A 23,535-nucleotide genomic window follows, 5' to 3' on the forward strand; every position below is an offset into this window, starting at 1 on the left:
CCGACCGAGGTCGGCCCGCTCGAACAGGAACCCCGATGAGCTACTACACCCCCGAGGGCGGGCTGCCGCCCCAGACCGACCTGCTGACCGACCGTGCGGTCGTGAAGGAGGCGTACACCGTCATCCCGAAGGGCGTGCTGCGCGACATCGTCACGAGCAACCTGCCCGGCTTCGAGCAGGCGCGCTCATGGATCATCGCGCGACCCATCGCCGGGTTCGCGACCACGTTCGCCCAGCTCATCGTCGAGATCTCGCCGGGCGGCGGGGCCGCGCGACCCGAACCGGAGGCGGGCGTCGAGGGGGTCGTCTTCGTCACGACGGGCGAACTGACCCTCACGCTCGAGGGGGAGGAGCACCTGCTCGAGGCCGGGGGATACGCCTACGTGGCCGCCGGTGCCTCGTGGTCGCTCGAGAACCGCGGAGGCGAGATCACAGGCTTCCACTGGATCCGCAAGGCGTACGAGGCCGTCGACGGCATCGCGCCGCCCGCGTCCTTCGTCACCCGCGACCAGGACGTCGCGCCGCGCGAGATGCCCGGCACGAACGGCGCGTGGGCGACGACGCGCTTCGCCGACCCCGACGACCTGGCGCACGACATGCACGTGAACATCGTGACGTTCCAGCCGGGCGGGGTCATCCCGTTCGCCGAGACCCACGTCATGGAGCACGGGCTCTTCGTGCTCGAGGGCAAGGCCGTCTACCGCCTCAACGACGACTGGGTCGAGGTCGAGGCCGGCGACTTCATGTGGCTCCGCGCGTTCTGCCCGCAGGCCTGCTACGCGGGAGGGCCCGGCCCGTTCCGGTACCTCCTGTACAAGGACGTCAATCGGCAGATCCGGCTGACGTAGGCGCGTTGTCGCGGGGTTCGCCCCTCGTGCACGAGCCTCGGCGCCCGGCGATCCATGGGACATCGCCGGGCGCTTCGTCGTGCCCGCCGGCGGGTGCGGGGCTGGCTCGCCGCGGCATCCGCTCGCCGTGACATCCGCTCGCTGCGAGATGCAGGAAGTTCCGGATGCCGCGCGGCGTGTCGTGCCCCGAATCCTCGGCGTGTCGGCGGTTCTTCCTGCATTCGGCGGGGCGCGCATCCGACGGAGGTCGAGAAGGTGTTGACGCCCGCGCCACCCTCGCTTAGTATTTCATCACGCAGAAGTTAAATTCCGAATCGCGGAAACAAGAAGGAAGTCGATGATGACGTACACGGTGAACTGCTCGATCCTCCTCACCGAGCTGCCGCTCCTCGAGCGCCCAGCGGCCGCCGCCGCGGCCGGGTTCGGCGCGGTCGAGTTCTGGTGGCCCTTCGCCGAGGCGGTCCCGGCCGATCGCGACGTCGACGCCTTCATCGCCGCGATCCGCGACGCCGGAGTGCAGCTCACCGGCCTGAACTTCGCCGCGGGCGACATGCCGGGCGGCGACCGCGGCCTCCTCTCCTGGCCCGCCCGTGCGGCCGAGTTCCGCGACAACGTCGACGTCGTCGCCGGCATCGGCCGCGAGCTCGGCACGCGCGGCTTCAACGCGCTCTACGGCAACCGTGTCGAGGGCGTCGACCCCGCCGAGCAGGACGCCGTGGCGATCGAGAACCTCGCGGCGGCCGCGGCCGGCGTCGGCGCCATCGGCGGCACCGTGCTCGTCGAGCCGGTCAGCGGCGCGGCCCGCTATCCGCTGCTCACCGCAGCCGACGCGTTGCGGGTCATCGACGGCGTCCGCGCCGTGTCGGGCGTCGAGAACGTCAAGCTCCTCGCCGACTTCTACCACCTGGCCGTGAACGGCGACGACGTGGCATCCGTCATCGAAGCCCACGCGGCCGACTTCGGCCACATCCAGATCGCCGACGACCCCGGTCGCGGCGCCCCCGGTACCGGCACCCTCCCGCTCGACGCGTGGATCGCCCGCAGCCGCGAGCTCGGCTACGCCGGCCCCATCGGCCTCGAGTACAAGGCCCCCATCGACACCGCGTTCGCGTGGCCGGCCGCAGAACCCGCGGCCGCCGGCGCCGACGCCCGCTGAACACCAGGGCGTCACCGCGCCACGCACTCGCGGCCGGCCGCACCGGGACCCCCGCACGGCCCGCCGCCCCACACCTCACGCATCGCAAAGGACCACAGCATGACGAACATCGCAGTCATCGGACTCGGCATCATGGGCCTGCCCATGGCCCGCAACCTCCTGAAGGCAGGCCACGCGGTCGCCGGCTACAACCGCTCGCCCGAGCGCATCGAGCAGCTCGTTGCGGCCGGCGGCCGGGGCGCGGCGAGCGTCGCCGACGCGGTCGCCGACGCCGACGTGATCATCACGATGGTGCCCGACTCGCCCGACGTCGCGGCCGTCGCGGGCGGCGAAGACGGCATCATCGCGAATGCGAAGGCCGGCGCGATCTGGGTCGATGCCTCGAGCATCCGCCCGGATGTCGCGCAGCAGGTCGCCGCCGACGCCCGCGCCGCGGGCCTGCGCCCGCTCGACGCGCCCGTCTCGGGCGGCGAGCAGGGCGCCGTCGACGGCGTGCTCTCGATCATGGTCGGCGGCGAGGCATCCGACTTCGAAGCGGCCCTGCCCGTGCTGCAGGCCGTCGGCAAGACGATCGTGCACGTCGGCCCCTCGGGCGCCGGCCAGACCGTGAAGGCCGCGAACCAGCTCATCGTCGCCGTGAACATCCAGGCGCTCGCTGAGGCGATCCTCTTTCTGGAGGCCTACGGCGTCGACACCGATGCCGCGCTGCAGGTGCTCGGCGGCGGGCTCGCCGGCTCCAAGGTGCTCGACCAGAAGGGGCGCAAGATGCTCGACCGCGACTTCACCCCCGGCTTCCGGCTCGCGCTGCACAGCAAGGACCTCGGCATCGTCACCGGCGCCGCCCGCGAGGCCGGCATCGTCGTGCCGCTCGGGGCGCACGTCGCCCAGCTCGTGAGCTCGACCGTCGCCCGCGGCGACGGCGGCCTCGACCACTCCGGACTCTTCAAGCTCACCCTCGCCGCCGCAGGCCGCGAGTAACCGAAGGACACTCCCATGACTCGCATGCGTACCGTCGACGCCGCCGTACTGATCCTCGAGAAGGAGGGCGCCACCGAGGCGTTCGGCCTCCCCGGCGCCGCCATCAACCCGTTCTACTCCGCGATGCGCAAGCACGGCGGCATCCGGCACACCCTCGCCCGCCACGTCGAGGGCGCCTCGCATATGGCCGACGGCTACTCGCGCGCCGCCGACGGCAACATCGGCATCTGCATCGGCACGTCGGGCCCCGCGGGCACCGACATGATCACCGGCCTCTACGCGGCCATGGCCGACTCGATCCCGATCCTCTGCATCACCGGCCAGGCGCCGGTCGCGAAGCTGCACAAGGAGGACTTCCAGGCCGTCGACATCCAGTCGATCGCGAAGCCCCTCACGAAGATGGCGATGACGGTGCTCGAGCCGGCCCAGGTTCCGGGCGCGTTCCAGCAGGCGTTCCAGCTCATGCGCAGCGGCCGGCCGGGCCCCGTGCTGCTCGACCTGCCGATCGACGTGCAGATGGCCGAGATCGAGTTCGACATCGACACGTACGAGCCGCTGCCCGTCGCCAAGCCCGCGGCGACCCGCGCGCAGGCCGCGAAGGCGCTCGACCTGCTGACCGCCTCGGAGCGCCCGCTCATCGTCGCCGGCGGCGGCATCATCAACGCCGGCGCGTCGGCGCAGCTCGTCGAGCTCGCCGAACTGCTCGGCGTGCCCGTCGTGCCGACCCTCATGGGCTGGGGCACGATCCCCGACGACCACCGCCTCGCGGCGGGCATGGTCGGCCTGCAGACCTCGCACCGCTACGGCAACGAGACCTTCCTGGCCTCCGACTTCGTGATCGGCATCGGCAACCGCTGGGCCAACCGCCACACGGGCGGCCTCGACACCTACACGCGCGGGCGCACCTTCGTGCACGTCGACATCGAGCCGACGCAGATCGGGCGCGTGTTCGCACCCGATTACGGCATCGTGTCGGATGCCGCGGCTGCACTCGACGCGCTCCTCGTCGTCGCTCGCGAGCGGGCGAGCGCCGGGCAGCTGCCCGACTACTCGGGCTGGGCCGACGAGGTGCGCGAGCGCAAGGCGCGCCTGCAGCGCAAGACGCATTTCGAGAACGTGCCGATCAAGCCGCAGCGCGTCTACGAGGAGATGAACCTCGCGTTCGGCGCCGACACCACCTACGTCACGACGATCGGCCTCTCGCAGATCGCGGGCGCCCAGATGCTGCACGTCTTCGGTCCGCGCAAGTGGATCAACGCGGGTCAGGCCGGCCCCCTCGGCTGGACCGGCCCCGCGGCGCTCGGCGTCGTGCGCGGCAAGCCCGGCGAGACGGTGGTCGCCCTCAGCGGCGACTACGACTTCCAGTTCATGATCGAGGAGCTCGCGGTCGGCGCGCAGTTCAACCTGCCGTACATCCACGTCGTGGTGAACAACAGCTACCTGGGACTCATCCGCCAGTCGCAGCGCGGCTTCGAGATGGACTACCACGTGTCGCTCGCGTTCGACAACATCAACTCGCCCCAGGTCGAGGGCGGCCCCGGGCAGGGGTACGGCGTCGACCACGTGAAGGTCGCCGAGGGGCTCGGCTGCAAGGCCGTGCGCGTCGAGCGGCCCGAAGACCTCGGCGCCGCGTTCGCGGAGGCGGCGGCACTGCTCGAGGAGCACCGGGTGCCCGTGGTGGTCGAGGTCATCCTCGAGCGCGTCACGAACATCTCGATGGGCGTCGAGATCGACGGCGTCAACGAGTTCGAGGAGATCGCCGCCTCGCCCGAAGACGCGCCGACCGCGATCCTGTCGCTGCAGCGGGTCTGAACATGCGCATCGTCGTCGCTTCCGACAAGTTCAAGGGGTCGCTGACCGCCTCCGAGGCAGCGCACCGCGTCGCCTCGGGGCTGCGGTCGGCCGATCCCTCGATCGACGTGGTGTCGGTGCCGGTCGCCGACGGCGGCGAGGGCACGCTCGAGGCCGCGCTCGCCGCAGGCTTCGAACGTCGCACGGCGATCGTGACCGGCCCGACGGGTGCGCCCGACGAGGCCGCGTTCGCCGTGCGCGGCGAGATCGCCGTCATCGAGCTGGCGCAGGCGTCGGGGCTCGACCTCCTGCCGGGCGGCGCGCCCGACCCGCTCGGGGCCACGAGCTTCGGCACCGGCGAACTCCTGCGTGCCGCCCTCGACGCCGGATGCCGCGAGCTCGTGCTCGGCATCGGCGGCAGCGCCTCGACCGACGGCGGCGCCGGCCTGATCACGGCACTCGGCGCGAGGCTGCTCGACGCCGACGGCTCAGACCTGCCGATCGGCGGCGGCGCGCTCGCGCACCTCGCCTCGGTCGACCTCGCGGGCCTCGACCCGCGGCTCTCGACCGCGCACGTCGTGCTCGCGAGCGACGTCGACAATCCGCTGCTCGGCGTCACGGGCGCGGCCGCGATCTTCGGCCCGCAGAAGGGCGCCGACGACGCCGACGTCGCCGCACTCGACGCCGCGCTCGCGCGGTTCGTCGAGGTGCTCGAGGCGACGGATGCCGCGGGGTCGACGGATGCCGCGGGGTCGACGGATGCCGCGGGGTCGACGGATGCCGCGGTGTCGACGGATGCCGCGGTGTCGACGGATGCCGCGGTGTCGACGGATGCCGCGTCGTCGACGGATGCCGCGTCGTCGACGGATGCCGCGTCGTCGGCGGGCACCGCGTCTCCGTCGGGCACAGCGTCTCCGACGGGCGCGCCGGCCCGCGCGTTCCCCGTGCCGCCGCGCATCGCCGCGGCCACCGCGGGCGCGGGCGCGGCCGGCGGCGTCGGATTCGCCGCGCTCGCCGTGCTCGGCGCCGAGCGCCGGCCCGGCGTCGACGTGGTGATCGCCCTCACCGGCCTCGCCGAGGCGCTCCGCGGCGCCGACGCGGTCATCACGGGCGAGGGCAGCCTCGACGCGCAGAGCCTCATGGGCAAGACGCCCATCGGCGTGGCCCGTGCGGCGGCCGAGGCGGGCGTGCCCGTCTACGCGCTCTGCGGCCGCACCACGCTCGACGACGACGCACTCCGCGCCGCCGGGTTCGCGGGCGTGCGCCAGCTGCTCGAACTCGAACCCGACGCCGACCGCGCCATCGCCCAGGCGCCAGAGCTGCTCGAACGCCTCGCCGCCGAGCTCGCGGAGCAGATCGAGCTGGACCTCGTCGCGGCATCCGCCCCCTTCGACCTGGTCGTGCGAGGCGACCGCGTGCTCGTCGACGGCGAGTTCGCGCCGCGCGAGGTCGGGGTCCGTGACGGCGTCGTCGCGCGCATCGCCCCGCTCGGCGCGAACCTCCGGGCCGTACAGGCGGTCGACCTCGCCCTCGACGAGGTGCTGCTGCCGGGGCTCGTCGACACGCATGTGCACGTGAACGAACCCGGCCGCACCGAATGGGAGGGTTTCGCCTCGGCGACGCGTGCCGCGGCCGCCGGCGGGGTCACCACCATCGTCGACATGCCGCTGAACAGCGTGCCGCCCACGATCTCGGTCGAGGCCCTCGAGGTCAAGCGCGCCGCGGCCGAGGGCAAGGCGTTCGTCGACGTCGGCTTCTGGGGCGGGTTCGTCCCCGGCAGCCTCGAGCACCTCGCGCCGCTCGTCGACGAGGGCGTCTTCGGCTTCAAGTGCTTCCTCCTGCACTCGGGCGTCGACGAGTTCCCGGCGGTCACGGCCGACGAGATGGAGCAGGCGATGCGGGTCATCGCCGACGCCGACTCGATGCTCATCGTGCACGCCGAAGACGCGCACGTCATCGACGAGGCCCCGCATCCGCACAGCACCGACTACGGCGACTTCCTCGCCTCGCGCCCGCGCGCCGCCGAGGATGCGGCCATCGCCGACGTCATCGAACGCGCGACCCGCACGGGTGCCCGCGCGCACATCCTGCACCTGAGCTCGGGCGACTCGCTCGAGCGCATCGCCGCCGCCCGCCGCGAGGGCGTCGCGATCAGCGTCGAGACCTGCCCGCACTACCTGACCCTCACCGCCGAAGAGATCCCGCAGGGCGCCACCGCGTTCAAGTGCTGCCCGCCCATCCGCGAGGCGGGCAACCGCGACGCGCTCTGGCAGGGCCTCGAACGCGGTGGCATCGACTTCGTCGTCACCGACCATTCGCCGGCGACACCCGAGCTGAAGTTCGCGGGCGACGGGGACTTCGTCGAGGCGTGGGGCGGCATCGCCTCCCTGCAGCTCGGACTCCCGGTCGTCTGGACCGAGGCACGTCGCCGGGGCATCCCGCTCGCCCGCGTGGTCGAGTGGATGTCCGCGGCGCCGGCCCGTCGCGTCGGGCTCACGGCGAAGGGGCGCATCTCGGTGGGGGCCGCCGCCGACTTCGCCGTGTTCGCCCCCGATGCGCGGTTCACCGTCGATGCCCGTGCCCTCGAGCATCGGCACCCGGTGACGCCGTACGACGGGCGCGAGCTCATGGGGGCGGTGCGACGGACCTACCTGGCCGGCGCGCCCGTCGACCGCGAGCACGCACGCGGCAGGCTGCTGCGAAGGGGCGATGCGGCCGCCGCCCGCGCGTCGGGGCCGGGTCGACGCCCGGCTCCGACCGCGAACCCCGCGGCATCCGCGAACCCCGCGACATCCGCGAGCCCCGCGGCATCCGCGAACCCCGCGGCATCCGCGAACCCCGCGACATCCGCACCTCAGAACCGAACCCACGAACGGAGCCTCATGATCAACTCGTCCGACGAACTCGAGCCGGGTCAGCTCGCGCCCGATTTCACGCTTGCGGATGCCACGGGCACGGCCCGCACGCTCTCCTCGTTCCGCGGCGCGCCGGTCATCGTCTACTTCTACCCGGCCGCGTTCACCCCGGGGTGCACGGTCGAGGCCTGCGACTTCCGCGACAACCTCGCTGCGTTCCAGGCGCAGGGGTACACCGTGCTCGGCATCTCGCCCGACCCCGTCGAGCGGCTCGCCGAGTTCGCGGCCGCCGAGCAGTTGGGCTTCCCGCTGCTCTCCGACGTCGACGCCGAGGTGGCGCGGGCCTGGGGCGCCTGGGGGCAGAAGACGGTCGACGGGCGCACGTTCGACGGACTCATCCGCTCGACCGTCGTCGTCGACGCCGACGGACGGGTCTCGCACCTGGAGTACGACGTGACGCCCGTCGGGCACGTCGCCCGCCTCCGCGAGGCGCTGGGCGCGGAGTCGGCCGGGTCGGTCGGGTCCGTCGGGTCCGTCGGGCCCGCGGAGGCCGTCGGGCCCGCGGCATCCGTTCCCGAGGCGGCGACCGCATGAGCACGACGACGGTGACCGCGGTCGACGCGTTCAACTCGATGGACCGCGAGGAGGCGATCACGCTGCTGCGCCCCTGCGTCGATGTCGACCGCTGGTGCGAGCAGCTCGCCGATGCGCGGCCCTTCGCCTCCGCTGAGCTGCTGTTCGCGGCGGCCGAGCTCGCGGCGTCGCCCTTCGAGGCCGACGAGGTCGAGCAGGCGCTCGCGCACCACCCGCGCATCGGCGAGCGGGCCTCCGGCGGGCACACCGAGGCGGCGCTGTCCCGCGCCGAGCAGGCGGGCGTCGACCAGACGGACGCCGCCGTGGCCGCCGCGCTCGTCGAGGGCAACCGGGCCTACGAGCGGCGCTTCGGCCGGGTCTTCCTGATCCGGGCCGCCGGGCGCAGCGCGAGCGAGATCCTCGCCGCACTGACCGAACGACTCGGCAACACCGACGCCGACGAGGCGGCGGTCGTCGCCGACCAACTGCGGCAGATCGCCGTGCTCCGGCTGAAAGGAATCTTCGCGCCATGAGCATCTCCCAGATCACCACGCACGTGCTCGACTCCACCGTCGGTCGTCCGGCTGCCGGCGTCGCGGTCGAGCTGCACGCCCGCGACGGCGCCGGCTGGCGCCTCATCGGCACGGGCACGACCGACCTCGACGGGCGGGCGAAGCAGCTCGGCCCGGCATCGGTGCCCACCGGCGAGTACCGCCTGCGGTTCGACACCGGCGCCTGGTTCGCGGCCCGCGACACCCCGACCTTCTACCCCGAGGTGCAGCTCACCTTCCTCGTCGACGAGGAGGGGCGGCACTACCACGTGCCGTTGCTGCTGAGCCCGTTCGCCTATTCAACCTACCGAGGAAGCTAGAGAGAAGAACATGACCGACATCCTCACCCGCACCGAAGACGCCGCAGTGAAGAACGCATCGAACCCCGCGAAGGCCGCCGGCCCAGCGAACGCCGCGAACCCCGACTCGCAGGCGAACCCCGCCTCGCACGCGAACCCCGCCGGCATCGTGCTCGGGGCCAACCAGTACGGCAAGGCCGAGGTCCGCGTCGTCAAGGTCACGCGGGACACCGACCGCCACGAGATCGAGGACCTCAACGTCACCTCGCAACTGCGCGGCGACTTCGCGGGCGCCCACCTCGACGGCGACAACGCGCACGTGGTCGCGACCGACACCCAGAAGAACACGATCTTCGCGTTCGCGCGCGACGGGGTCGGCTCGCCCGAGCAGTTCCTGCTGCGCCTGGCCGACCACTTCACCGGCTCGTTCGACTGGGTCACCGGCGGCCGCTGGCTCGCCGAGAGCTACGCCTGGGAGCGCATCGTCGCGCACGGCGCCCCGCACGACCACTCCTTCGTGCGCAAGGGCCAGGAGGTGCGCACGGCTGCCGTCATCGCCGACGGCGACACGCGCCACGTCTTCGCGGGCCTCAAGGACCTCACCGTGCTGAAGACCACGCGATCGGGCTTCGAGGGCTACCCGAAGGACCGCTACACGACCCTGCAGGAGACGACGGACCGCATCCTCGCGACGAGCGTCTCGACCCGGTGGCGCTACGCCGACGGCGCCGAGGTCGACTACAACGCCGTCTACGACAACGTGAAGGCGATCCTGCTCGAGGCGTTCACCGAGAACTACTCCGCCGCCCTGCAGACGACCCTGTTCGAGATGGGCCAGGCCGTGCTCGAGGCGCACCCCGAGATCGCGGAGATCCGCTTCTCGATGCCGAACAAGCACCACTTCGTCGTGGATCTCGAGCCGTTCGGGCTCGACAACCCGAACGAGGTCTTCTACGCCTCCGACCGCTCGTACGGCCTCATCGAGGCGAGCGTCGAGCGCGAGGGCGCGACCAGTCCGGCGGAAGCGTGGGGCAGCCTCGGCGCCTTCTGCTGATCGAGACCGTCGTGGGGGGCCGGCGCCGCGCGTCGAGGCCGTGCGCCGGCCACCACGACACCCTTCACGCGACCTGTCGGCGACCGATACCCACCTCGTCGACACCTCGTCGCGCGACCTGCAGGAACTTTCGCCGTGGTGTCGGCGTGTACGGCCACGACACGCCGCCGCGCGGCGCATTCTTCCTGCAGCGACCGTTCCTCCACAGCTCCGAACCGACAAGCAGAGCGGATGCCGCGGGCATCGCCCCGGGTCGACGCCCCACTCCGTGCGCATGATCGTGGCATGACCCGACTCGATCGCATCCTTCGGAGCCTCGGCGAGGTCGCTCGCGTTCGCACCCTCGGCATCCACGGCGTCGACGAGCGGATGCTCCGGGTCGCCGTCGAGACCGGCGAACTCGTTCGCCCGAGGCAGGGGTGGGTCGCCTCGCGTTCGGCGGATCATGACCAGCTCCGTGCGGTCGCGGTCGGCGCCCGTCTGGGTTGCGTCTCGGCGCTCTCGAGGTGGGGCGTCTGGGCGGGCGTCGAGCGCGACCTCCATCTGCAGGTTCCGCGCACGGCCTCGCGGCTCCGCCGCCCGGCATCGGGCTGCCAGGCGTCTGCGCGTTCGGCGCAGCCCGGCGTCTGGCACCCGAACGTGCACGAGCGCCGGCGTCGAGGGCGGAGCATCCGCCTGGCCGATTGCGCCTGCGACGACGACCCGCAACGCGACGACGCGCAGTGCGACGACCCGCAACGCGACGACGACGCCCACCGCCACGACGACCCGCACGGCGACAGCGAGGCGCACGCCGATGCGAACGATGAGGGCGACAGGATCCGGATCCATTGGACGCGTGAATCGGTGCCCGCCTCCGCGCTCGACTGGATCGTCTCGCCGCAAGCGGCCCTCGCCTGCGCGATCCGCTGTCTCGACGCCGAGCACGCGGCCGCGACGATCGATTCGGCGTTGCGCGAGCGGGTGCTCACCAGGGCGCAGGTCGACGGCGTCATCGCCGAGGCGCCGGCTCACGCCGCGGGTCTCGTCGACGCCTTCACCGGTCGACCGGAGTCGGGCGTCGAGAGCCTGTTCGTGCGGCGTCTCGCCGGCATCGGTCTTCGCGTCGAGCCGCAGATCGATCTCGCCGGGTTCGGCCGGTACGACGGCCTGATCGAGGAGTGCGTGCTGTTCGAGGTCGACGGACGCGGGTACCACTCCGGGTCTGCGGAGTTCTTCTCCGACCGGGATCGCACGCTCGTCGGCCAGGCGTTCGGTCTTCCGGTCATCCGTCCGAGTGCACGCCACGTGCTCGAGGATTGGGCGACGGTCGAGGCCGCGGTGCTGCGCGTGGTCGGCGACGCCCGCATCGTCCGACGGCATCGAGGCCTCGACCTCACGTGAACTGCAGGAACTTCTGTGTCTCCGTCGGCGTGTCCGGCTCCGACATGCCGACGGCAGGCCGAGAGTTCCTGCAACTCACTTGCTCTCCCAAGGGTCGTAGTCGGCCAGCAGTTCCCCCTGCTCCGGCCGCTCGCCCTCGGGCACATGCTGCAGGTTGACCCGGATGCGGTACCAGAGCGAACTCGACCCGCGCATGCCGTCGACGAGCACGTCGGCCGGATGCAACGACCGCGCCACGTCGGGATGCTCCGCCTTCCACCGCTCGAGCGCCGCCATCGCCTCGGGCTTGGTCTTCGTGCGCGCGATCTCGATGAGCGGCATGCTCGACGCGCGCCGCCCCGACCCGTCCTTCGAGGAGGGCGGCTTCTCGGCGGGGCCGAGCTCCTCGGCGAGGCGCAGCAGCGCGTCGAGGCCTCCGACGGCGTCGGGGTCGTCGATGCCGGATGCCGCGTCCCCGCGCTCCTCGAACCGCTGCAGCACCGTCGGCACGGTGAAGAGCTCGGGATGCGACCCGCGCACCTCGCTCCAGTCGAGCGGCGTCGACACGCGCGCGTCGGGCAGCGGACGCACCGAGTAGGCGGATGCCACGGTGCGATCCTTCGCGTTCTGGTTGAAGTCGACGAACACGGCCTCGCCGCGCTCCTCCTTCCACCACCTCGCCGAGGCCATGCCGGGTGCCCGGTTCTCGACCTCGCGGGCGAGGGTCTCGGCGGCGAGGCGCACCTCGCGGTAGTCCCACTTCGGCTCGATGCGCACGTTGATGTGCAGGCCTCGCGAGCCCGACGTCTTGGGCCAGCCCACGAGCCCGTGGTCTTCGAGCACCTCGCGGGCGACCATCGCGACGTCGACGATCTGCGCCCATTCGACGCCGGGCATGGGGTCGAGGTCCACGCGCAGCTCGTCGGGGTGGTCGAGGTCTTCAGCACGCACCGGGTGCGGGTTCAGGTCGAGGCATCCGAGGTTCACGACCCAGGCGAGCGCCGCCGGGTTGCGGATCACCGCCTCCTCGGCCGACGTGCCCCGCGCGTAGTGCAGGGTCGCGGTGTCGACGAAGTCGGGGTGGTTCTCCGGCACGCGCTTCTGGAAGAACGCCTCGGCGCCGATGCCCTTCACGAACCGCTTCAGCACCATCGGGCGACCGCCCGCGCCCCGCAGGGCTCCCTCGGCGACGGCGAGGTAGTAGTGCACGAGGTCGAGCTTCGTGATGCCGGGCTCGGGGAACACGACCTTGCCCGGGCTCGAGATGCGCACCTCGTTCCCGTCGACCTCGATCGTCGTGGCTTCGCCCTTCGAAGGACTCACGGGTTCCACACTATGGCGGGCCGCGCCCGGGCGACAGGGGTGGCCGGGCGGCCGGTCGGCTCGGCTCGAGCGCGGAGTCAGACGGCGACGGATGCCGCGGAGCCGGCGTATCGGCGCGGCGTCTGGCCGATCACCACCCGGAACCGGCGCGAGAAGTGCGCCTGGTCGGCGAAGCCGAGGTCGGCCGCCAGCGCGGCGAGCGGGGGAGGATCGGGTGCCGCGAGCGCCTGCGCCGCCTCTTGCATGCGGTAGCGGCCGATGAGCCATTTCGGCGTGAGCCCGAGCTGTTCGTGCACGAGCCGTTGCAGCGCCCGGGTACCGAGGCCCGCGGCGTCGGCGAGCTGGTCGACGCGGAGGATGCCTCGGTCGGTCTCGGCGAGCTCGACGATGCGTCGCAGCAGGTCGGCGTCGGCGCCGAGCTCGAGCCGCTGCGCGCGGAGCCAGTGCTCGAACACGGTGATCGCGGCCGCGTCGTCGCCCGCGGCGACCACCTCGCGCACGCGAACGGCGAACCCGGCGGAGGCTTCGGCATCGACGGTGCGAAGCTCATCGAGCGGGATCGACGACCCGATGAGCGCGCTCACGCGCCCGTGCACGAGCAGGCGCGCGACGCCGGGCTGCAGGAGCACGCCGAAGGCCGCGCCCTCACCCTCGAGGCGCTGCACGCTGTGCCCGATCTCGGGCCCGTACAGGCCTGCCGTCGACGCCTCGACGACGAGGTTCGCCGAGGGATAGTCGAGCACCCCCTGTTCGACGACGACGTCGGGCGGCAGGCGCCAGCGCGGGATCCAGACGTGCCGCACGAGGTGCGCCAGGTCGTCGCTCACGGAGTGGCGGGCGAGCCGCACGGGTGCGTCGGGCGAGACCGCCTGCTCGGCCGCGGCGTCGCCGAGCGGGGCGATGCCCGGCTCGCCCGACGCGTTCGCGAGCACCCCCTTGGTGGCGACTGCGGCGGCACCCGCGCGTGAGCGCCAGTAGTCGTCGCCGGCACGCGCGTCGCCGCGCGCCGGTCGCTGCGCGCCATCCGCCATGCCCTCAGTCTGGCCGGCACCACCGACATCGCTCCCACCGACATCGCTCCCGCCGACATCGCTCCCGCCGGCGCCGCCGACGCGGCGCCCGTCGACGCCGCGCCCGCGGCATCCGGTCGCGAAGCGGTCCCGTCCTCCCCGCACGGGCGTCGCGTTTGTTCAAGACCTCGGCTCGCGGCATCCGTACCGTGGCGGACGACCTGGAGAACAGGCACGACGAACCGCCGCGACGAACCGCCGCGACGCACCGCCGCGACGCACCGCCGCGACGCACCGCCGCGACGCACCGCCGCGACGCACCGTCGTGACGCAACCGAGGAGGAGAACATGAGCGACTTCGAGATGACCCTGTACATCGCCGCCGACCCGCAGCGCGTCTGGGACGCGATCACGGGCGAGGAGGGCAGCCGCGCCGTCATGTGGGGCTCGGCGCTGCGGGGTGAACTGACGCCCGGCGGTCGCTTCGAGTACGTCGGGCCCGGGCAGGACGGCGACGACACGGTGCACGTCTACGGCGACGTGCTGCAGGCCGAGCCCGGTGTCGTGCTGCAGCTGACCGAGCACCCCGGTCCGACCTACCGCGAGAACCACGTCGAGCTCACGAGTCGCATGACCTGGCGCCTCGAGGCCGCGGGCGAGAACCTCACGAGGCTCACCTTCACGAACGACCGGTGGAGCGACGCGCACCCCGCCGAGGCCGAGACCTCCGAGACGTGGCCGCTCGTGCTCTCGAGCTTCAAGTCGTGGATCGAGACCGGCACGGCGCTGCCCTTCCCGTCCGAGTAGCGGGAGTAGCGTGGGGCGACCACGCGCACGCGATCACGCGGCCTGCGCGTCCGGCGAGAGGGAGACCATGCGGCGACTGCTCGACTTCAGGATCGTGCGCTGGGAGATGAAGGTGCTCTACGTGGCGGTCGCGTGGATCGTCGGATTCGTGATCTCGAACCCGGTGCGATCGACCGGTGCGCCCCCGCTCCTCATCGTGTTCGTCGACCTGGTGATCAACGCGGCGGCGTTCACGCTCGCCGTGCGGATCTTCCGTGGCGCCGACGAGCCCGTCGAGCCGCCCAGGGCGTGGTGGCGCATGACCGCGTGGCCGACGCTGAGCCGGCGGCTCGGGATCCTGTTCGTCGTCCTGACCGCGGTGTGCGCGGTCGGTTTCGGGCTCGACGCGGCGGGCGTGCCCGAACTCGCGTCGACGCGGGTCGACGGCTCGGCGGCCGCGACCGCGTTCGGTGCCATGCTGCAGAGCGCGGCGCTCGCCTTCCTCTACCTGAACTCGGCGACCCGCATGAAGCGGCTCGGCATCGTGAAGCCCGTGCCGCTGCGACCCGACCCGAAGCTGAAGCTGTAGGTACCGCCGACGCCGGAGGGCCCGTCGCTAGGATCGTGCCCATGGGGGACGACGCGGTCAGGCAGGCACAGGAAGCGGCGGCGGCAGCGGCCGAGGCGGCGGCGGCGCTGCAGGCGCAGGCGCAGGAGGCGATCCGCAAGGCCGAGGAGGCCGCGGCGCTCGCGCAGGCGGCGCTCGACGCGCAGCAACAGGCGACGGATGCCGCGGGGCCGGCCGCGCCCGCAGACGCCGCCCCCGCGGCATCCGCCCCCGAGGCCGATGCGGCGAAGGCGCCACCGACCACGGACGCCGGTCCCGCGGCATCCGCCCCCGACCTGCCGCCCGCGCCGCAGCCCGACACCGCCGCGCCGGCCGGCCCGCTCGACGCCGACGCCGTCGCCGCGATCCGCGCGGGCTACACGTTCGAGGGCGCCGCGCTCGAGATGGGCGCGCTCGTGAACGGCGAGGCACTGGCTGACGTGCAGGTGCGCATCCCGCTCGCGATGACGAACCGGCACGGACTGGTCGCGGGCGCCACAGGCACGGGCAAGACGCGCACGCTGCAGGTGCTCGCCGAGCAGCTCGCCGCGAACGGCGTGGCCGTGTTCGCCGCCGACATCAAGGGCGACCTGTCGGGCATCGCGACGCCGGGCGAGGGCAACGAGAAGCTCCTGACGCGTACCGCGGGCATCGGGCAGGCCTGGGAGGCGGCATCCTTCCCGGTCGAGTACTTCTCGCTCGGCGGCATCGGCAAGGGCGTGCCCATCAGGGCGACGGTCGCGGGGTTCGGACCGCTGCTGCTCAGCAAGGTGCTCGGGCTCAACGGCACGCAGGAGTCGAGCCTCGGGCTCGTCTTCCACTACGCCGAGAACAACGGCCTCGCCCTGCTCGACCTCGAAGACCTCCGCGCCGTGCTGCAGTACCTCACGAGCGACGACGGCAAGGGCGAGCTCGACGGGCTCGGCGGACTCTCGAAGGCGACGGTCGGCGTGATCCTCCGCGAGCTCGTCGCGTTCGCCGAGTCGGGCGCCGACGCCTTCTTCGGCGAACCCGAGATCGACACGGCGGAGTTCCTGCGCGTGGCATCCGACGGTCGCGGCGTGGTGAGCCTGCTCGAGGTCCCGGGCGTCGCCGACAAGCCGACGCTCTACTCGACGTTCCTCATGTGGCTGCTCGCCGACCTCTTCAACGACCTGCCCGAGGTCGGCGACCTCGACAAGCCCAAGCTCGTGTTCTTCTTCGACGAGGCGCACCTGCTCTTCACCGACGCGTCGAAGGACTTCCTGCAGCAGGTCGTGCAGACCGTGCGGCTCATCCGTTCGAAGGGGGTCGGCATCTTCTTCGTCACGCAGACCCCGAAGGACGTGCCCGCCGACGTGCTCGCGCAGCTCGGATCGCGGGTGCAGCACCAGCTGCGCGCGTTCACGCCCGACGACGCGAAGGCGCTGCGGGCCACCGTGTCGACGTACCCGAAGTCGGGCTACGCGCTCGAGGAGGTGCTCACGAGCCTCGGCACGGGCGAGGCGATCGTCACCGTCATGAACGAGAAGGGCGCTCCCAGCCCGGTCGCCTGGACGCGCCTGCGCGCCCCGCAGGGCCTCATGTCGCCGACGCCGGATGCCGCGATCGACGCCGCCGTCGCAGCGTCGCCGTTGCAGGCGAGGTACGGCACCGCCGTCGACCGGGAGTCGGCGCACGAGATCCTGACCGCGAAGATGAACGCCGCCGCGACCGCCGCGCAGGCCGTCGAGGACGCCGCGGCGAAGGCGAAGGCCGACGCCGAGTTCGCCAAGCAGCAGGCCGCCGTCGAGAAGCAGCGCGCCAAGGAGGCGAAGGCCGCGCAGGCCGAGTACGACCGCATCATGAAGCAGACCGGCGGCTCGCGCACCACCTCGCGCAGCACCGGCGCCGGCAGCCGCAGCCGGGCGAAGAACGACTCGGTGCTCGAGCAGGTGCTCGGCTCCAAGGCGACGCGCGACGTGCTCACGAGCGTCGTCGAGGGCATCTTCGGCACGCGCCGCCGCCGCTGAGCGGCCGCCGGTCCGGCGCGCGCCCCGACCCTCCAGCTCCGCGTCGGTCGGATGCCGTAGGCTCACCGTTCGTGCCCGAACAGACGTCAGCCTCCGTCGAAAGCGCCGCGACGCGGCATCCGTTCATCAGGGGCTACCGCCCAGAAGACCGAGCGGATGTCTCGCGCATCTGCCTGCTCACGGCGTCGGGCGGCGGCGACGCGACGGGGGTCTACTCCGACGACTCGCTCATGTCCGAGGTCTTCGCGCTGCCCTACGTGACCTACGCGCCCGAGCTCGCGTTCGTCGTCGACGACGGCGCGGGGCGTGCGGTCGGCTACATCATCGGCGTCGCCGACACCGCGGCCTTCATCGAGTGGTGGACCCGCGAATGGACCCCCGGCTTCGTGTCGCGGCATCCGTCGCCCGGTGCTGCCACCGCCCACACGCCGAAGTTCTCCGAGGCCGACCTGCTGAAGGCCGGCGCCGATCCGTCGCGCATGCGCATCGCCGAACTCGGCGAGTACCCCGCGCATCTGCACATCGACCTGCTGCCCGAACTGCAGGGCAAGGGTTTCGGCCGGCGGCTCGTCGACACGCTGCGCGACGCCCTCGCCGAGCGCGGCGTTCCGGGCGTGCACCTCAGCATGGACCCGAACAACACGAACGCACGCGCCTTCTACGACCGGCTCGGATTCCATGAGCTCGCGTCGAGCAAGCCGAACTCGCCGCTGCTCGGCATCGCGACCGCCCGCGCCCGGCCGGTCGAGTAGCGCGCCAGCGCGTATCGAGACCCGCGTCCCGCGGCAGCGCTCAGCGCGTGAGCGAGCGCCGCTCGAACCAGTAGAGCAGGTGCGGATCGGTCTCGCGCAGTTCGGCGAGCGTCACCGGATCGGTGCGCACGGTCTCGTTCACGTCGAGGATCCCGGCGACCCGGTCCATGGTCGAGGTGTTCCAGAAGCGGCCGCGCATGCGGAAGACGCCGCGGCCGTTGCGGCTCACGACGAAGAGCTCCTGCGTGGTCTCGAGGCTGTTGCCCTGGTAGAGCTGCACGCGCAGCACGGTCGCGACGTCGCGCGCGGCGATCGTGTACGTGCCGCCGAAGAAGCCCCGCTCGACGATGCCGTAGCGGCTGACCGAGGCCTGCGTGCGCTGGTACGCGATCCATGCGAACACGAGCAATGCCGCGATGATCGCCGCCGCCCACGCGAACAGCCACCAGGCACTCGACGGATCGAGGATCCAGAGCTGCGTCGCGACGATCGGCAGCAGCAGCGCCGCGATCGAGAAGCCGATGTTGCGGCCGAGGGTGCGACGCGGCCTCAGGGTGTACACCCTGAGGCCGTCGCCCCTTACTGCCCCGGATCCGATGGAGGAGCCCCCTGCGTCCCCACTCCGTGTATCCATCCTCGCCGCTGACATCTCTGACAGCATGCGGGAGACGGGGCCACCTGCGCTATTCGGCATTAATGAGGACACGGATGCCGCAGCGTGTCGTCTCGCCGTCGTCTCCGGCCTCGCTGGCAGCCCTACCGGCGCCGAGATGTCGGAGATTCGGGCCCATGCGGCTGCACGGGAAGGCGAAGGCACCGATTCTCCGACATTCCGTCCGGGCCACGGGCCACGGGCCAGGGGCCGGGCGGCGGCGGAACGCGAAACGGCCCGATCAGGAGCTGGCCGGGCCGTTCGGGCGATGCTGGCGGAGGATGGGGGATTCGAACCCCGGATGAGCGCTGTGCGTCACCCGGAATTCGTTCCCTCTTCGGCGGAGGATGGGGGATTCGAACCCCGGATGAGCGCCGTGCGTCACCCGGAATTCGTTCCCTCTTCGGCGGAGGATGGGGGATTCGAACCCCCGAGGGCTTGCACCCAACACGCTTTCCAAGCGTGCGCCATAGGCCACTAGGCGAATCCTCCTGATGACCCCTCACGCACCCGCCAGAGCCCGGTTACCCTTGCTGCGTTTCCGCCCTGGGGGAGTTGGCCTGGATGGCGCCACGTGAGGAGCCTCGGACAGTCTACCCGAGCCGCGCGGCCCGAATGAACGCGGGCGGGTTCAGCGAGCGGATGCCGCGGCTCGGCGTCGCACCGCGAGGTACGCGTCGAACGCCTCGCGGCTCGTCTTGCCGGGCGTGTAGCCGAGCTCGGCCTTGAGCCGCGTGTTGTCGAGCACGGGGCGGTACCGCAGGAACCCGACGCGGTCGGCGTCGTGCACGGTCAGCCGCAGGGCGTGGCCGATGCGCAGCGCGGTCGCGAGCAGGCCGGGCGAGACCTCGAGCGTCGGGGTGCCGAACGCCTCGGCGATCTCGCTCACGGTGACCTTGCCGTCGCCGGCGACGTTGAACGCGCCGGTGACCGAACCCGTGGCGCCCTGCACGATGGCGCCCACGACGTCGTCGACCCAGATGAACACGAACGGGCTCTCGGAGCCGCGGATCTTCAGGATGCGCCGACCCTCCCAGAGCGCCGTGATCTGGTTCGACACCGACGGGCCGAGGATCGTGCCGATGCGCAGCACGACCTGGCCGAGCTCGGGGTGCGACTCGCGGTACGAGGCGAGCATCTCCTCGACGAGGCGCTTGTGGCGCGAGTAGCTGAACTCCTCGTTGCCCCGGATCGGGTCGGTCTCGGTCAGCCACTCGGGGCTGTCGGCGTGGTAGCCGTAGGCGGCGCCCGACGACGACACGACGATGCGCCGCACGCCGCCCGCGACGGCGGCCTCGAGCACGTTGCGTGTGCCGTCGACGTCGACGCGGCGCTCGATCTCTTCGCTGAGTCCGCCGGGGTTCACGATCGCGGCGAGGTGCACGATCGTGTCGATCGCGTGGCGCTGCACCACGTCGGTCACGGTCGCGGCCTCGGTCACGTCGCAGGTCTCGACGATCACACCCTGAGGGGCGGATGCCGCGGGCGGGCGCACATCTCCCGAGACGACGAGCTCCACGTCGGGGTGCGCGGCCAGGGCGCGCACAGCGTTCGAGCCGAGGAATCCGCTGCCGCCCGTGACGAGCACGCGCCTCATGCGGAGGGCTCCGAGGACGGCGCCGCAGGCGCCGCGGCGGACGGCGCCGAGGATGCGAGCGACGCCGCGTACGCGGCATCCGCCTTCCTTGTGACGCGGGCCCAGACCGTGGCGAGCGTGAGGCCGGCGATGATGTCCCAGATGCCCCACCAGCCCGCGACGATCGCCATGCCGCCGAGGCCGCCGAAGAAGGTGAACACGAGGCCCAGCCCGAGGCCGGCGTTGCGGATGCCGACCTCGAACGTGAGGGCCTTGCGCTCCCGGCTCGGCAGGCCGCCGATGCGTGCGCTCGCGTAGCCGAGCCCGAGCGCGACGGCGTCGTGCAGGAACACGGCGACGAGCACGACGCCGATGTAGGCCATGAAGATCGTCCAGTTGCCGACGAGCGCGATGACGATGAAGCCGACGAGCGCGGCGAGGCTGATCCAGCGGGCGTACGGCTGAACGCGCCCCGCGAAGCGAGGCCACTTCGCCCGGATCAGGAGCCCGGCGAAGAACGGCACGCCGATGATGAGGAAGATCTCGAGCAGCATCTGCCAGCCGTTCAGGCTCACGGAGTGCGTGAGGTCGGCGGCCTTCGGGTGGATGCTGCCCCAGAACACGACGCTGATCGGCAGGATGAAGATGTACAGCACGTTCGCGACGGCCGTCATCGACACCGACAGGGCGACGTTGCCGCGGGCGCGGTACGTGAGCACCTGCGAGATGTTGCCGGGCGGGCAGCACGCCACGAGGATCATGCCGAGCGCGATCGAGGCCTGCACGTCGAGCAGCAGCGTGAGCCCGAACGTGACCGCCGGCAGCAGGATGATCTGCGCGAGCAGCGCGATGATCATGGCCTTCGGCGCCTTGAGCACGGCCTTGAAGTCCGACGGCGCCGTGTCGAGCGCGATGCCGAACATGATGAACCCGAGCACCACGTTCAGCGCGATCATCGAGCCGGGCGTGAAGTTCAGGACGACGTCGTCGATGTTCATGCGCGTGCCTCCTCGGCTGCGGTTCCCGCGGGTGAGGTCACAGGGGCGGATGCCGCGGGCAGGGTGCCGAGCAGCTTCTTCACGGTGCGCCGGTAGGCGTCCTTGTTCACGTAGTACGACATGCGTTCGAGCCCGAGGTACCTGTAGCCTCCGCTGAGGTCGGGCCACGAGGCATCCGCCCCGGATCGGAACGCGGCTGCGGCCTCGGGCTCGCGCCGGCTCGCGGCGAGGTAGGCGGCGATGAGGTCGGCCTGCTCGGCGCGGCCCTGCCAGCCGATGCCGGATGCCTCGATCATGCCGAGCACGAAGAGGCCGTTGAACGACGGCGGGAACATGTTGAGGTAGAGCTTCGGCGACGCGGCAGTCCAGTTCAGGTGCGCGCGATCGACGAACGGATAGTCGAGGTGGTAGCCGGTCGCCAGCATGATGAGGTCGTACTCGCCCGAGGTTCCGCCGACGAAGTGCACGGTGTGCCCGTCGAAGCGGTCGATGTCGGCCACGATGCGCAGGTCGCCCTGACCGAGGTGGTTCAGGATCAGCGTGTTCACGATCGGGTGCGACTCGTAGATCTTGTAATCCGGCTTCGGGAAGCCGAACCGCACGGGGTCGCCCGTGAACGCCTGCAGCACGCGCTTGTCGAGGAACTGCTTGATCGGCGCGGGCAGCGGGCGGCCCTGGTTGAGCGTGTCCGAGGGCTTGCCGAAGAGGTAGCGGGGCACGAAGTAGTAGCCGCGGCGAACCGACATGTCGACGGATGCCGCGTGGTGCACGGCGTCGACGGCGATGTCGCAGCCCGAGTTGCCGGCGCCGATGATGAGCACGCGCCGGCCGTCGAACACCTTGGGCGACTTGTACGCGCTCGTGTGCATGATCTCGCCGGCGAACTCGCCGCGGAAGCTCGGCACGTTGGGCTCGGCGAGCGTGCCGTTGGCGAGCACGACGGCCGAGTACTCGCCCGTGGTGACCTCGCCGTCGGGGCCGGTGGCCGTGACGAGCCATCCGCTCGCCCCGGTGTCGTCGCCGTCGACGGGCTCGACCGAGGTGACCCGGGTGTCGAAGCGGAAGTGCTCGCGCAGCCCGAAGGCGTCGGCGTACTCGCGGAAGTACGCGAGCAGCTCGCGATGACTCGGGTAGTCGGCGGTCGAACGCATCGGGAACTCGGCGAACTCGGTCGTCGTGCGGCTCGAGATGAGGTGCGCAGACTCGTACATGGTCGAGCGCGGGTTGTCGATGTTCCAGAGGCCGCCGACGTCGGCGCCGGCCTCGAAACCGTGGAAGGGGATGCCGGCGCGGCTGAGCGCGCGGGCACCGGCGAGGCCGGAGGGGCCCGCTCCGATGAGGGCGATGGGGTTCACTGGCGGTTCCTGGGCTGGGTTCGGGCCGATGGGGGAGACGGCCCGGCTCCGGGGCGGCGTGGCGGGGTTGCGCCTGCCTCGGGGGCCGAATCAGCATAAGCGACGACGGCTCGGTTTTCCGCCGTGCGGCCTGCCGGTCGAGGAGGTGCGCCGGCATCGCCGTGTCATCCGCACGACGGATGCCGCGGCATCCGTGGTTCAGACCCCGGTACGACGTGGTGGGCACCCGCAGCCGATGTGCGCCGCCGAGCCCGTTCGTAGCGTGGAGACAGTGAACAGATCCACCGCGCTTCCCCTCCTTCCCGCCGTCTCGCCGTCGGCCTCGGCCTGGCTTCGCCACCCGGCGGCGACCGCCCTCCGTCTCGCCGGCACGTGGCTGGTGCTGCTCGCCCTCGGCATGATGTGGGCCGCGCGCATCGTGTTCCCGGGCAACACGTACGTGAGCGGGCTGGGCGCGGCGGGGGAGATCACCGCGCTCGCCTTCAACGTCTCGCTCGGCATGGTCGCGCTCGGCGGAGCGGCCGCGGCCGCCGGGCTCTGGGGCCTTCGCAGCGGGCGAGGCCTGTTCGGCGCGTGGGCGGTGAGCACGAGCCTCCTGGCCGCGAGCGGGATGTTCGCGATCGGCGCCGCCGTGCCGTGCAGCAGCGGCTGCCCGATCCCGCTCACGCCGGGTGCCGCGCCGCAGGACCTCGTGCACACCGCCGCCGCCGTGCTCGGCTTCGCGTTCGCCGGCGTCGCGATCATCCAGACGCTCCGGCTCGGGCGGGCGTACGCGATGCTCGCCGCGCCGAGCCTCCTGCTCGTCGTCGCGACCTCGGCCGCGGGCGGCATCCTCTCGCTCGCGGGCGTCGCCACCGGGCTCGGCGGCTGGCTGGAGCTCATCGCCACGACGGCCGCGCTGCTCTGGCTCGCCGCGGTCTCCTGGGCGACCCAGCACCGGGTCATGACGGCGCCGCGGGCGGATGATCGGCGGGGGATTCCCAGTCGCCACGCGCTGCCCGCCCAATAGGCTGGACGC

19 protein-coding genes, 1 tRNA gene, 1 other RNA gene and 4 pseudogenes are annotated in these 23,535 nt (G+C 72.0%); 17 read left to right on the forward strand and 8 right to left on the reverse strand.

Features of this window, described 5'->3' with window-relative positions:
• Positions 1-35 precede the first annotated feature (35 nt).
• The 12 genes and pseudogenes from AC3IPY_RS05080 (at position 36) to AC3IPY_RS05135 (ending at position 11,488) form a co-directional block, all read left to right on the forward strand.
• A complete protein-coding gene (locus AC3IPY_RS05080; protein ID WP_489187126.1) occupies positions 36-848 on the forward strand; it encodes a bifunctional allantoicase/(S)-ureidoglycine aminohydrolase in 813 nt (270 codons plus the stop codon).
• A gap of 340 nt (positions 849-1,188) precedes the next feature.
• Positions 1,189-2,004, forward strand: a complete 816-nt coding sequence (locus tag AC3IPY_RS05085) for a hydroxypyruvate isomerase family protein (RefSeq protein ID WP_489188437.1) — start codon at positions 1,189-1,191, stop codon at positions 2,002-2,004.
• A 99-nt stretch (positions 2,005-2,103) separates the two neighbouring features.
• A complete protein-coding gene (locus AC3IPY_RS05090) occupies positions 2,104-2,982 on the forward strand; it encodes a 2-hydroxy-3-oxopropionate reductase (protein ID WP_489187128.1) in 879 nt (292 codons plus the stop codon).
• A gap of 15 nt (positions 2,983-2,997) precedes the next feature.
• Positions 2,998-4,794, forward strand: coding sequence for a glyoxylate carboligase (gene gcl, locus AC3IPY_RS05095; protein ID WP_489187129.1), 1,797 nt, complete (start codon positions 2,998-3,000; stop codon positions 4,792-4,794).
• Between the two features lie 2 nt (positions 4,795-4,796).
• Positions 4,797-5,513, forward strand: a pseudogene (locus tag AC3IPY_RS05100) (glycerate kinase); the annotation flags it as partial.
• 207 nt (positions 5,514-5,720) lie between these two features.
• A pseudogene (locus tag AC3IPY_RS05105) lies at positions 5,721-6,128 on the forward strand (glycerate kinase); the annotation flags it as partial.
• A pseudogene (gene allB / locus AC3IPY_RS05110) lies at positions 6,129-7,481 on the forward strand (allantoinase AllB); the annotation flags it as partial. It abuts the pseudogene before it with no gap.
• Between the two features lie 252 nt (positions 7,482-7,733).
• Positions 7,734-8,222, forward strand: a pseudogene (locus AC3IPY_RS05115) (peroxiredoxin); the annotation flags it as partial.
• The gene (gene uraD / locus AC3IPY_RS05120; protein ID WP_489187130.1) at positions 8,219-8,734 is read left to right on the forward strand and encodes a 2-oxo-4-hydroxy-4-carboxy-5-ureidoimidazoline decarboxylase; all 516 of its coding nucleotides are present in this window, start codon (positions 8,219-8,221) and stop codon (positions 8,732-8,734) included. The pseudogene AC3IPY_RS05115 and the gene uraD, both read left to right, overlap by 4 nt.
• A complete protein-coding gene (gene uraH, locus AC3IPY_RS05125; protein ID WP_489187131.1) occupies positions 8,731-9,072 on the forward strand; it encodes a hydroxyisourate hydrolase in 342 nt (113 codons plus the stop codon). The genes uraD and uraH overlap by 4 nt, the downstream gene beginning before the upstream one ends.
• Before the next feature lie 10 nt (positions 9,073-9,082).
• On the forward strand, positions 9,083-10,105 hold the full coding sequence (gene pucL, locus AC3IPY_RS05130) for a factor-independent urate hydroxylase (protein ID WP_489187132.1): 1,023 nt from the start codon (positions 9,083-9,085) through the stop codon (positions 10,103-10,105).
• A 285-nt stretch (positions 10,106-10,390) separates the two neighbouring features.
• Positions 10,391-11,488, forward strand: a complete 1,098-nt coding sequence (locus tag AC3IPY_RS05135; RefSeq protein WP_489187133.1) for a hypothetical protein — start codon at positions 10,391-10,393, stop codon at positions 11,486-11,488.
• Positions 11,489-11,563: 75 nt separating this feature from the next.
• Here AC3IPY_RS05135 and AC3IPY_RS05140 read toward each other — a convergent pair whose 3' ends face one another.
• Both AC3IPY_RS05140 and AC3IPY_RS05145 read right to left on the reverse strand, forming a co-directional pair.
• Entirely contained in the window at positions 11,564-12,790 is a 1,227-nt protein-coding gene (locus AC3IPY_RS05140; RefSeq protein WP_489187135.1) for a DNA polymerase domain-containing protein, read from the reverse strand.
• Positions 12,791-12,867: 77 nt separating this feature from the next.
• Entirely contained in the window at positions 12,868-13,821 is a 954-nt protein-coding gene (locus tag AC3IPY_RS05145; protein ID WP_489187136.1) for a helix-turn-helix domain-containing protein, read from the reverse strand.
• Positions 13,822-14,148: 327 nt separating this feature from the next.
• On the opposite strand from AC3IPY_RS05145, the gene AC3IPY_RS05150 reads away from it, so the two are divergent.
• From AC3IPY_RS05150 to AC3IPY_RS05165, 4 genes are all read left to right on the forward strand, one after another.
• Entirely contained in the window at positions 14,149-14,607 is a 459-nt protein-coding gene (locus AC3IPY_RS05150) for an SRPBCC domain-containing protein (RefSeq protein ID WP_489187137.1), read from the forward strand.
• A gap of 67 nt (positions 14,608-14,674) precedes the next feature.
• Entirely contained in the window at positions 14,675-15,175 is a 501-nt protein-coding gene (locus AC3IPY_RS05155) for a hypothetical protein (RefSeq protein WP_489187138.1), read from the forward strand.
• 41 nt (positions 15,176-15,216) lie between these two features.
• Positions 15,217-17,184, forward strand: a complete 1,968-nt coding sequence (locus AC3IPY_RS05160; protein WP_489187139.1) for a helicase HerA-like domain-containing protein — start codon at positions 15,217-15,219, stop codon at positions 17,182-17,184.
• A 71-nt stretch (positions 17,185-17,255) separates the two neighbouring features.
• Positions 17,256-17,936, forward strand: coding sequence for a GNAT family N-acetyltransferase (locus AC3IPY_RS05165; protein ID WP_489187141.1), 681 nt, complete (start codon positions 17,256-17,258; stop codon positions 17,934-17,936).
• Positions 17,937-17,976: 40 nt separating this feature from the next.
• On the opposite strand, the gene AC3IPY_RS05170 is transcribed toward AC3IPY_RS05165, so the two are convergent.
• The 6 genes from AC3IPY_RS05170 to AC3IPY_RS05195 all read right to left on the reverse strand — a co-directional run bounded on the left by AC3IPY_RS05170 (position 17,977) and on the right by AC3IPY_RS05195 (position 22,517).
• Positions 17,977-18,498 (reverse strand): hypothetical protein, encoded by a 522-nt coding sequence (locus AC3IPY_RS05170; RefSeq protein ID WP_489187143.1) that lies wholly within the window; start codon positions 18,496-18,498, stop codon positions 17,977-17,979.
• 497 nt (positions 18,499-18,995) lie between these two features.
• Positions 18,996-19,080, reverse strand: a tRNA-Ser gene (locus AC3IPY_RS05175).
• Positions 19,079-19,175, reverse strand: an RNA gene (gene ffs / locus AC3IPY_RS05180) — signal recognition particle sRNA small type. Before ffs ends, AC3IPY_RS05175 begins: the two co-directional genes overlap by 2 nt.
• Positions 19,176-19,219: 44 nt before the next feature.
• Positions 19,220-20,185 (reverse strand): SDR family oxidoreductase, encoded by a 966-nt coding sequence (locus tag AC3IPY_RS05185; protein ID WP_489187145.1) that lies wholly within the window; start codon positions 20,183-20,185, stop codon positions 19,220-19,222.
• Positions 20,182-21,162, reverse strand: coding sequence for a bile acid:sodium symporter family protein (locus AC3IPY_RS05190; protein ID WP_489187146.1), 981 nt, complete (start codon positions 21,160-21,162; stop codon positions 20,182-20,184). The genes AC3IPY_RS05185 and AC3IPY_RS05190 overlap by 4 nt, the downstream gene beginning before the upstream one ends.
• A complete protein-coding gene (locus AC3IPY_RS05195) occupies positions 21,159-22,517 on the reverse strand; it encodes a flavin-containing monooxygenase (RefSeq protein WP_489187148.1) in 1,359 nt (452 codons plus the stop codon). The genes AC3IPY_RS05190 and AC3IPY_RS05195 overlap by 4 nt, the downstream gene beginning before the upstream one ends.
• A gap of 271 nt (positions 22,518-22,788) precedes the next feature.
• Here AC3IPY_RS05195 and AC3IPY_RS05200 point away from each other — a divergent pair, with 271 nt between their 5' ends.
• Positions 22,789-23,526, forward strand: coding sequence for a hypothetical protein (locus AC3IPY_RS05200; protein WP_489187150.1), 738 nt, complete (start codon positions 22,789-22,791; stop codon positions 23,524-23,526).
• The last annotated feature ends 9 nt before the right edge of the window (positions 23,527-23,535 follow it).

The sequence above is a fragment of the Agromyces sp. GL_144 genome (assembly GCF_057834305.1).

Excerpts from the sequence above, each read along its gene's own strand:
- pucL (WP_489187132.1), top strand. The coding sequence starts at position 9,083 with ATGACCGACATCCTCACCCGCACCGAAGACGCCGCAGTGAAGAACGCA.
- AC3IPY_RS05145 (WP_489187136.1), bottom strand. The coding sequence starts at position 13,821 with ATGGCGGATGGCGCGCAGCGACCGGCGCGCGGCGACGCGCGTGCCGGC.
- AC3IPY_RS05160 (WP_489187139.1), top strand. The coding sequence starts at position 15,217 with ATGGGGGACGACGCGGTCAGGCAGGCACAGGAAGCGGCGGCGGCAGCG.
- uraH (WP_489187131.1), top strand. The coding sequence starts at position 8,731 with ATGAGCATCTCCCAGATCACCACGCACGTGCTCGACTCCACCGTCGGT.
- AC3IPY_RS05150 (WP_489187137.1), top strand. The coding sequence starts at position 14,149 with ATGAGCGACTTCGAGATGACCCTGTACATCGCCGCCGACCCGCAGCGC.
- AC3IPY_RS05090 (WP_489187128.1), top strand. The coding sequence starts at position 2,104 with ATGACGAACATCGCAGTCATCGGACTCGGCATCATGGGCCTGCCCATG.
- gcl (WP_489187129.1), top strand. The coding sequence starts at position 2,998 with ATGACTCGCATGCGTACCGTCGACGCCGCCGTACTGATCCTCGAGAAG.
- AC3IPY_RS05155 (WP_489187138.1), top strand. The coding sequence starts at position 14,675 with ATGCGGCGACTGCTCGACTTCAGGATCGTGCGCTGGGAGATGAAGGTG.
- AC3IPY_RS05185 (WP_489187145.1), bottom strand. The coding sequence starts at position 20,185 with ATGAGGCGCGTGCTCGTCACGGGCGGCAGCGGATTCCTCGGCTCGAAC.
- AC3IPY_RS05135 (WP_489187133.1), top strand. The coding sequence starts at position 10,391 with ATGACCCGACTCGATCGCATCCTTCGGAGCCTCGGCGAGGTCGCTCGC.
- AC3IPY_RS05190 (WP_489187146.1), bottom strand. The coding sequence starts at position 21,162 with ATGAACATCGACGACGTCGTCCTGAACTTCACGCCCGGCTCGATGATC.
- uraD (WP_489187130.1), top strand. The coding sequence starts at position 8,219 with ATGAGCACGACGACGGTGACCGCGGTCGACGCGTTCAACTCGATGGAC.
- AC3IPY_RS05085 (WP_489188437.1), top strand. The coding sequence starts at position 1,189 with ATGACGTACACGGTGAACTGCTCGATCCTCCTCACCGAGCTGCCGCTC.
- AC3IPY_RS05080 (WP_489187126.1), top strand. The coding sequence starts at position 36 with ATGAGCTACTACACCCCCGAGGGCGGGCTGCCGCCCCAGACCGACCTG.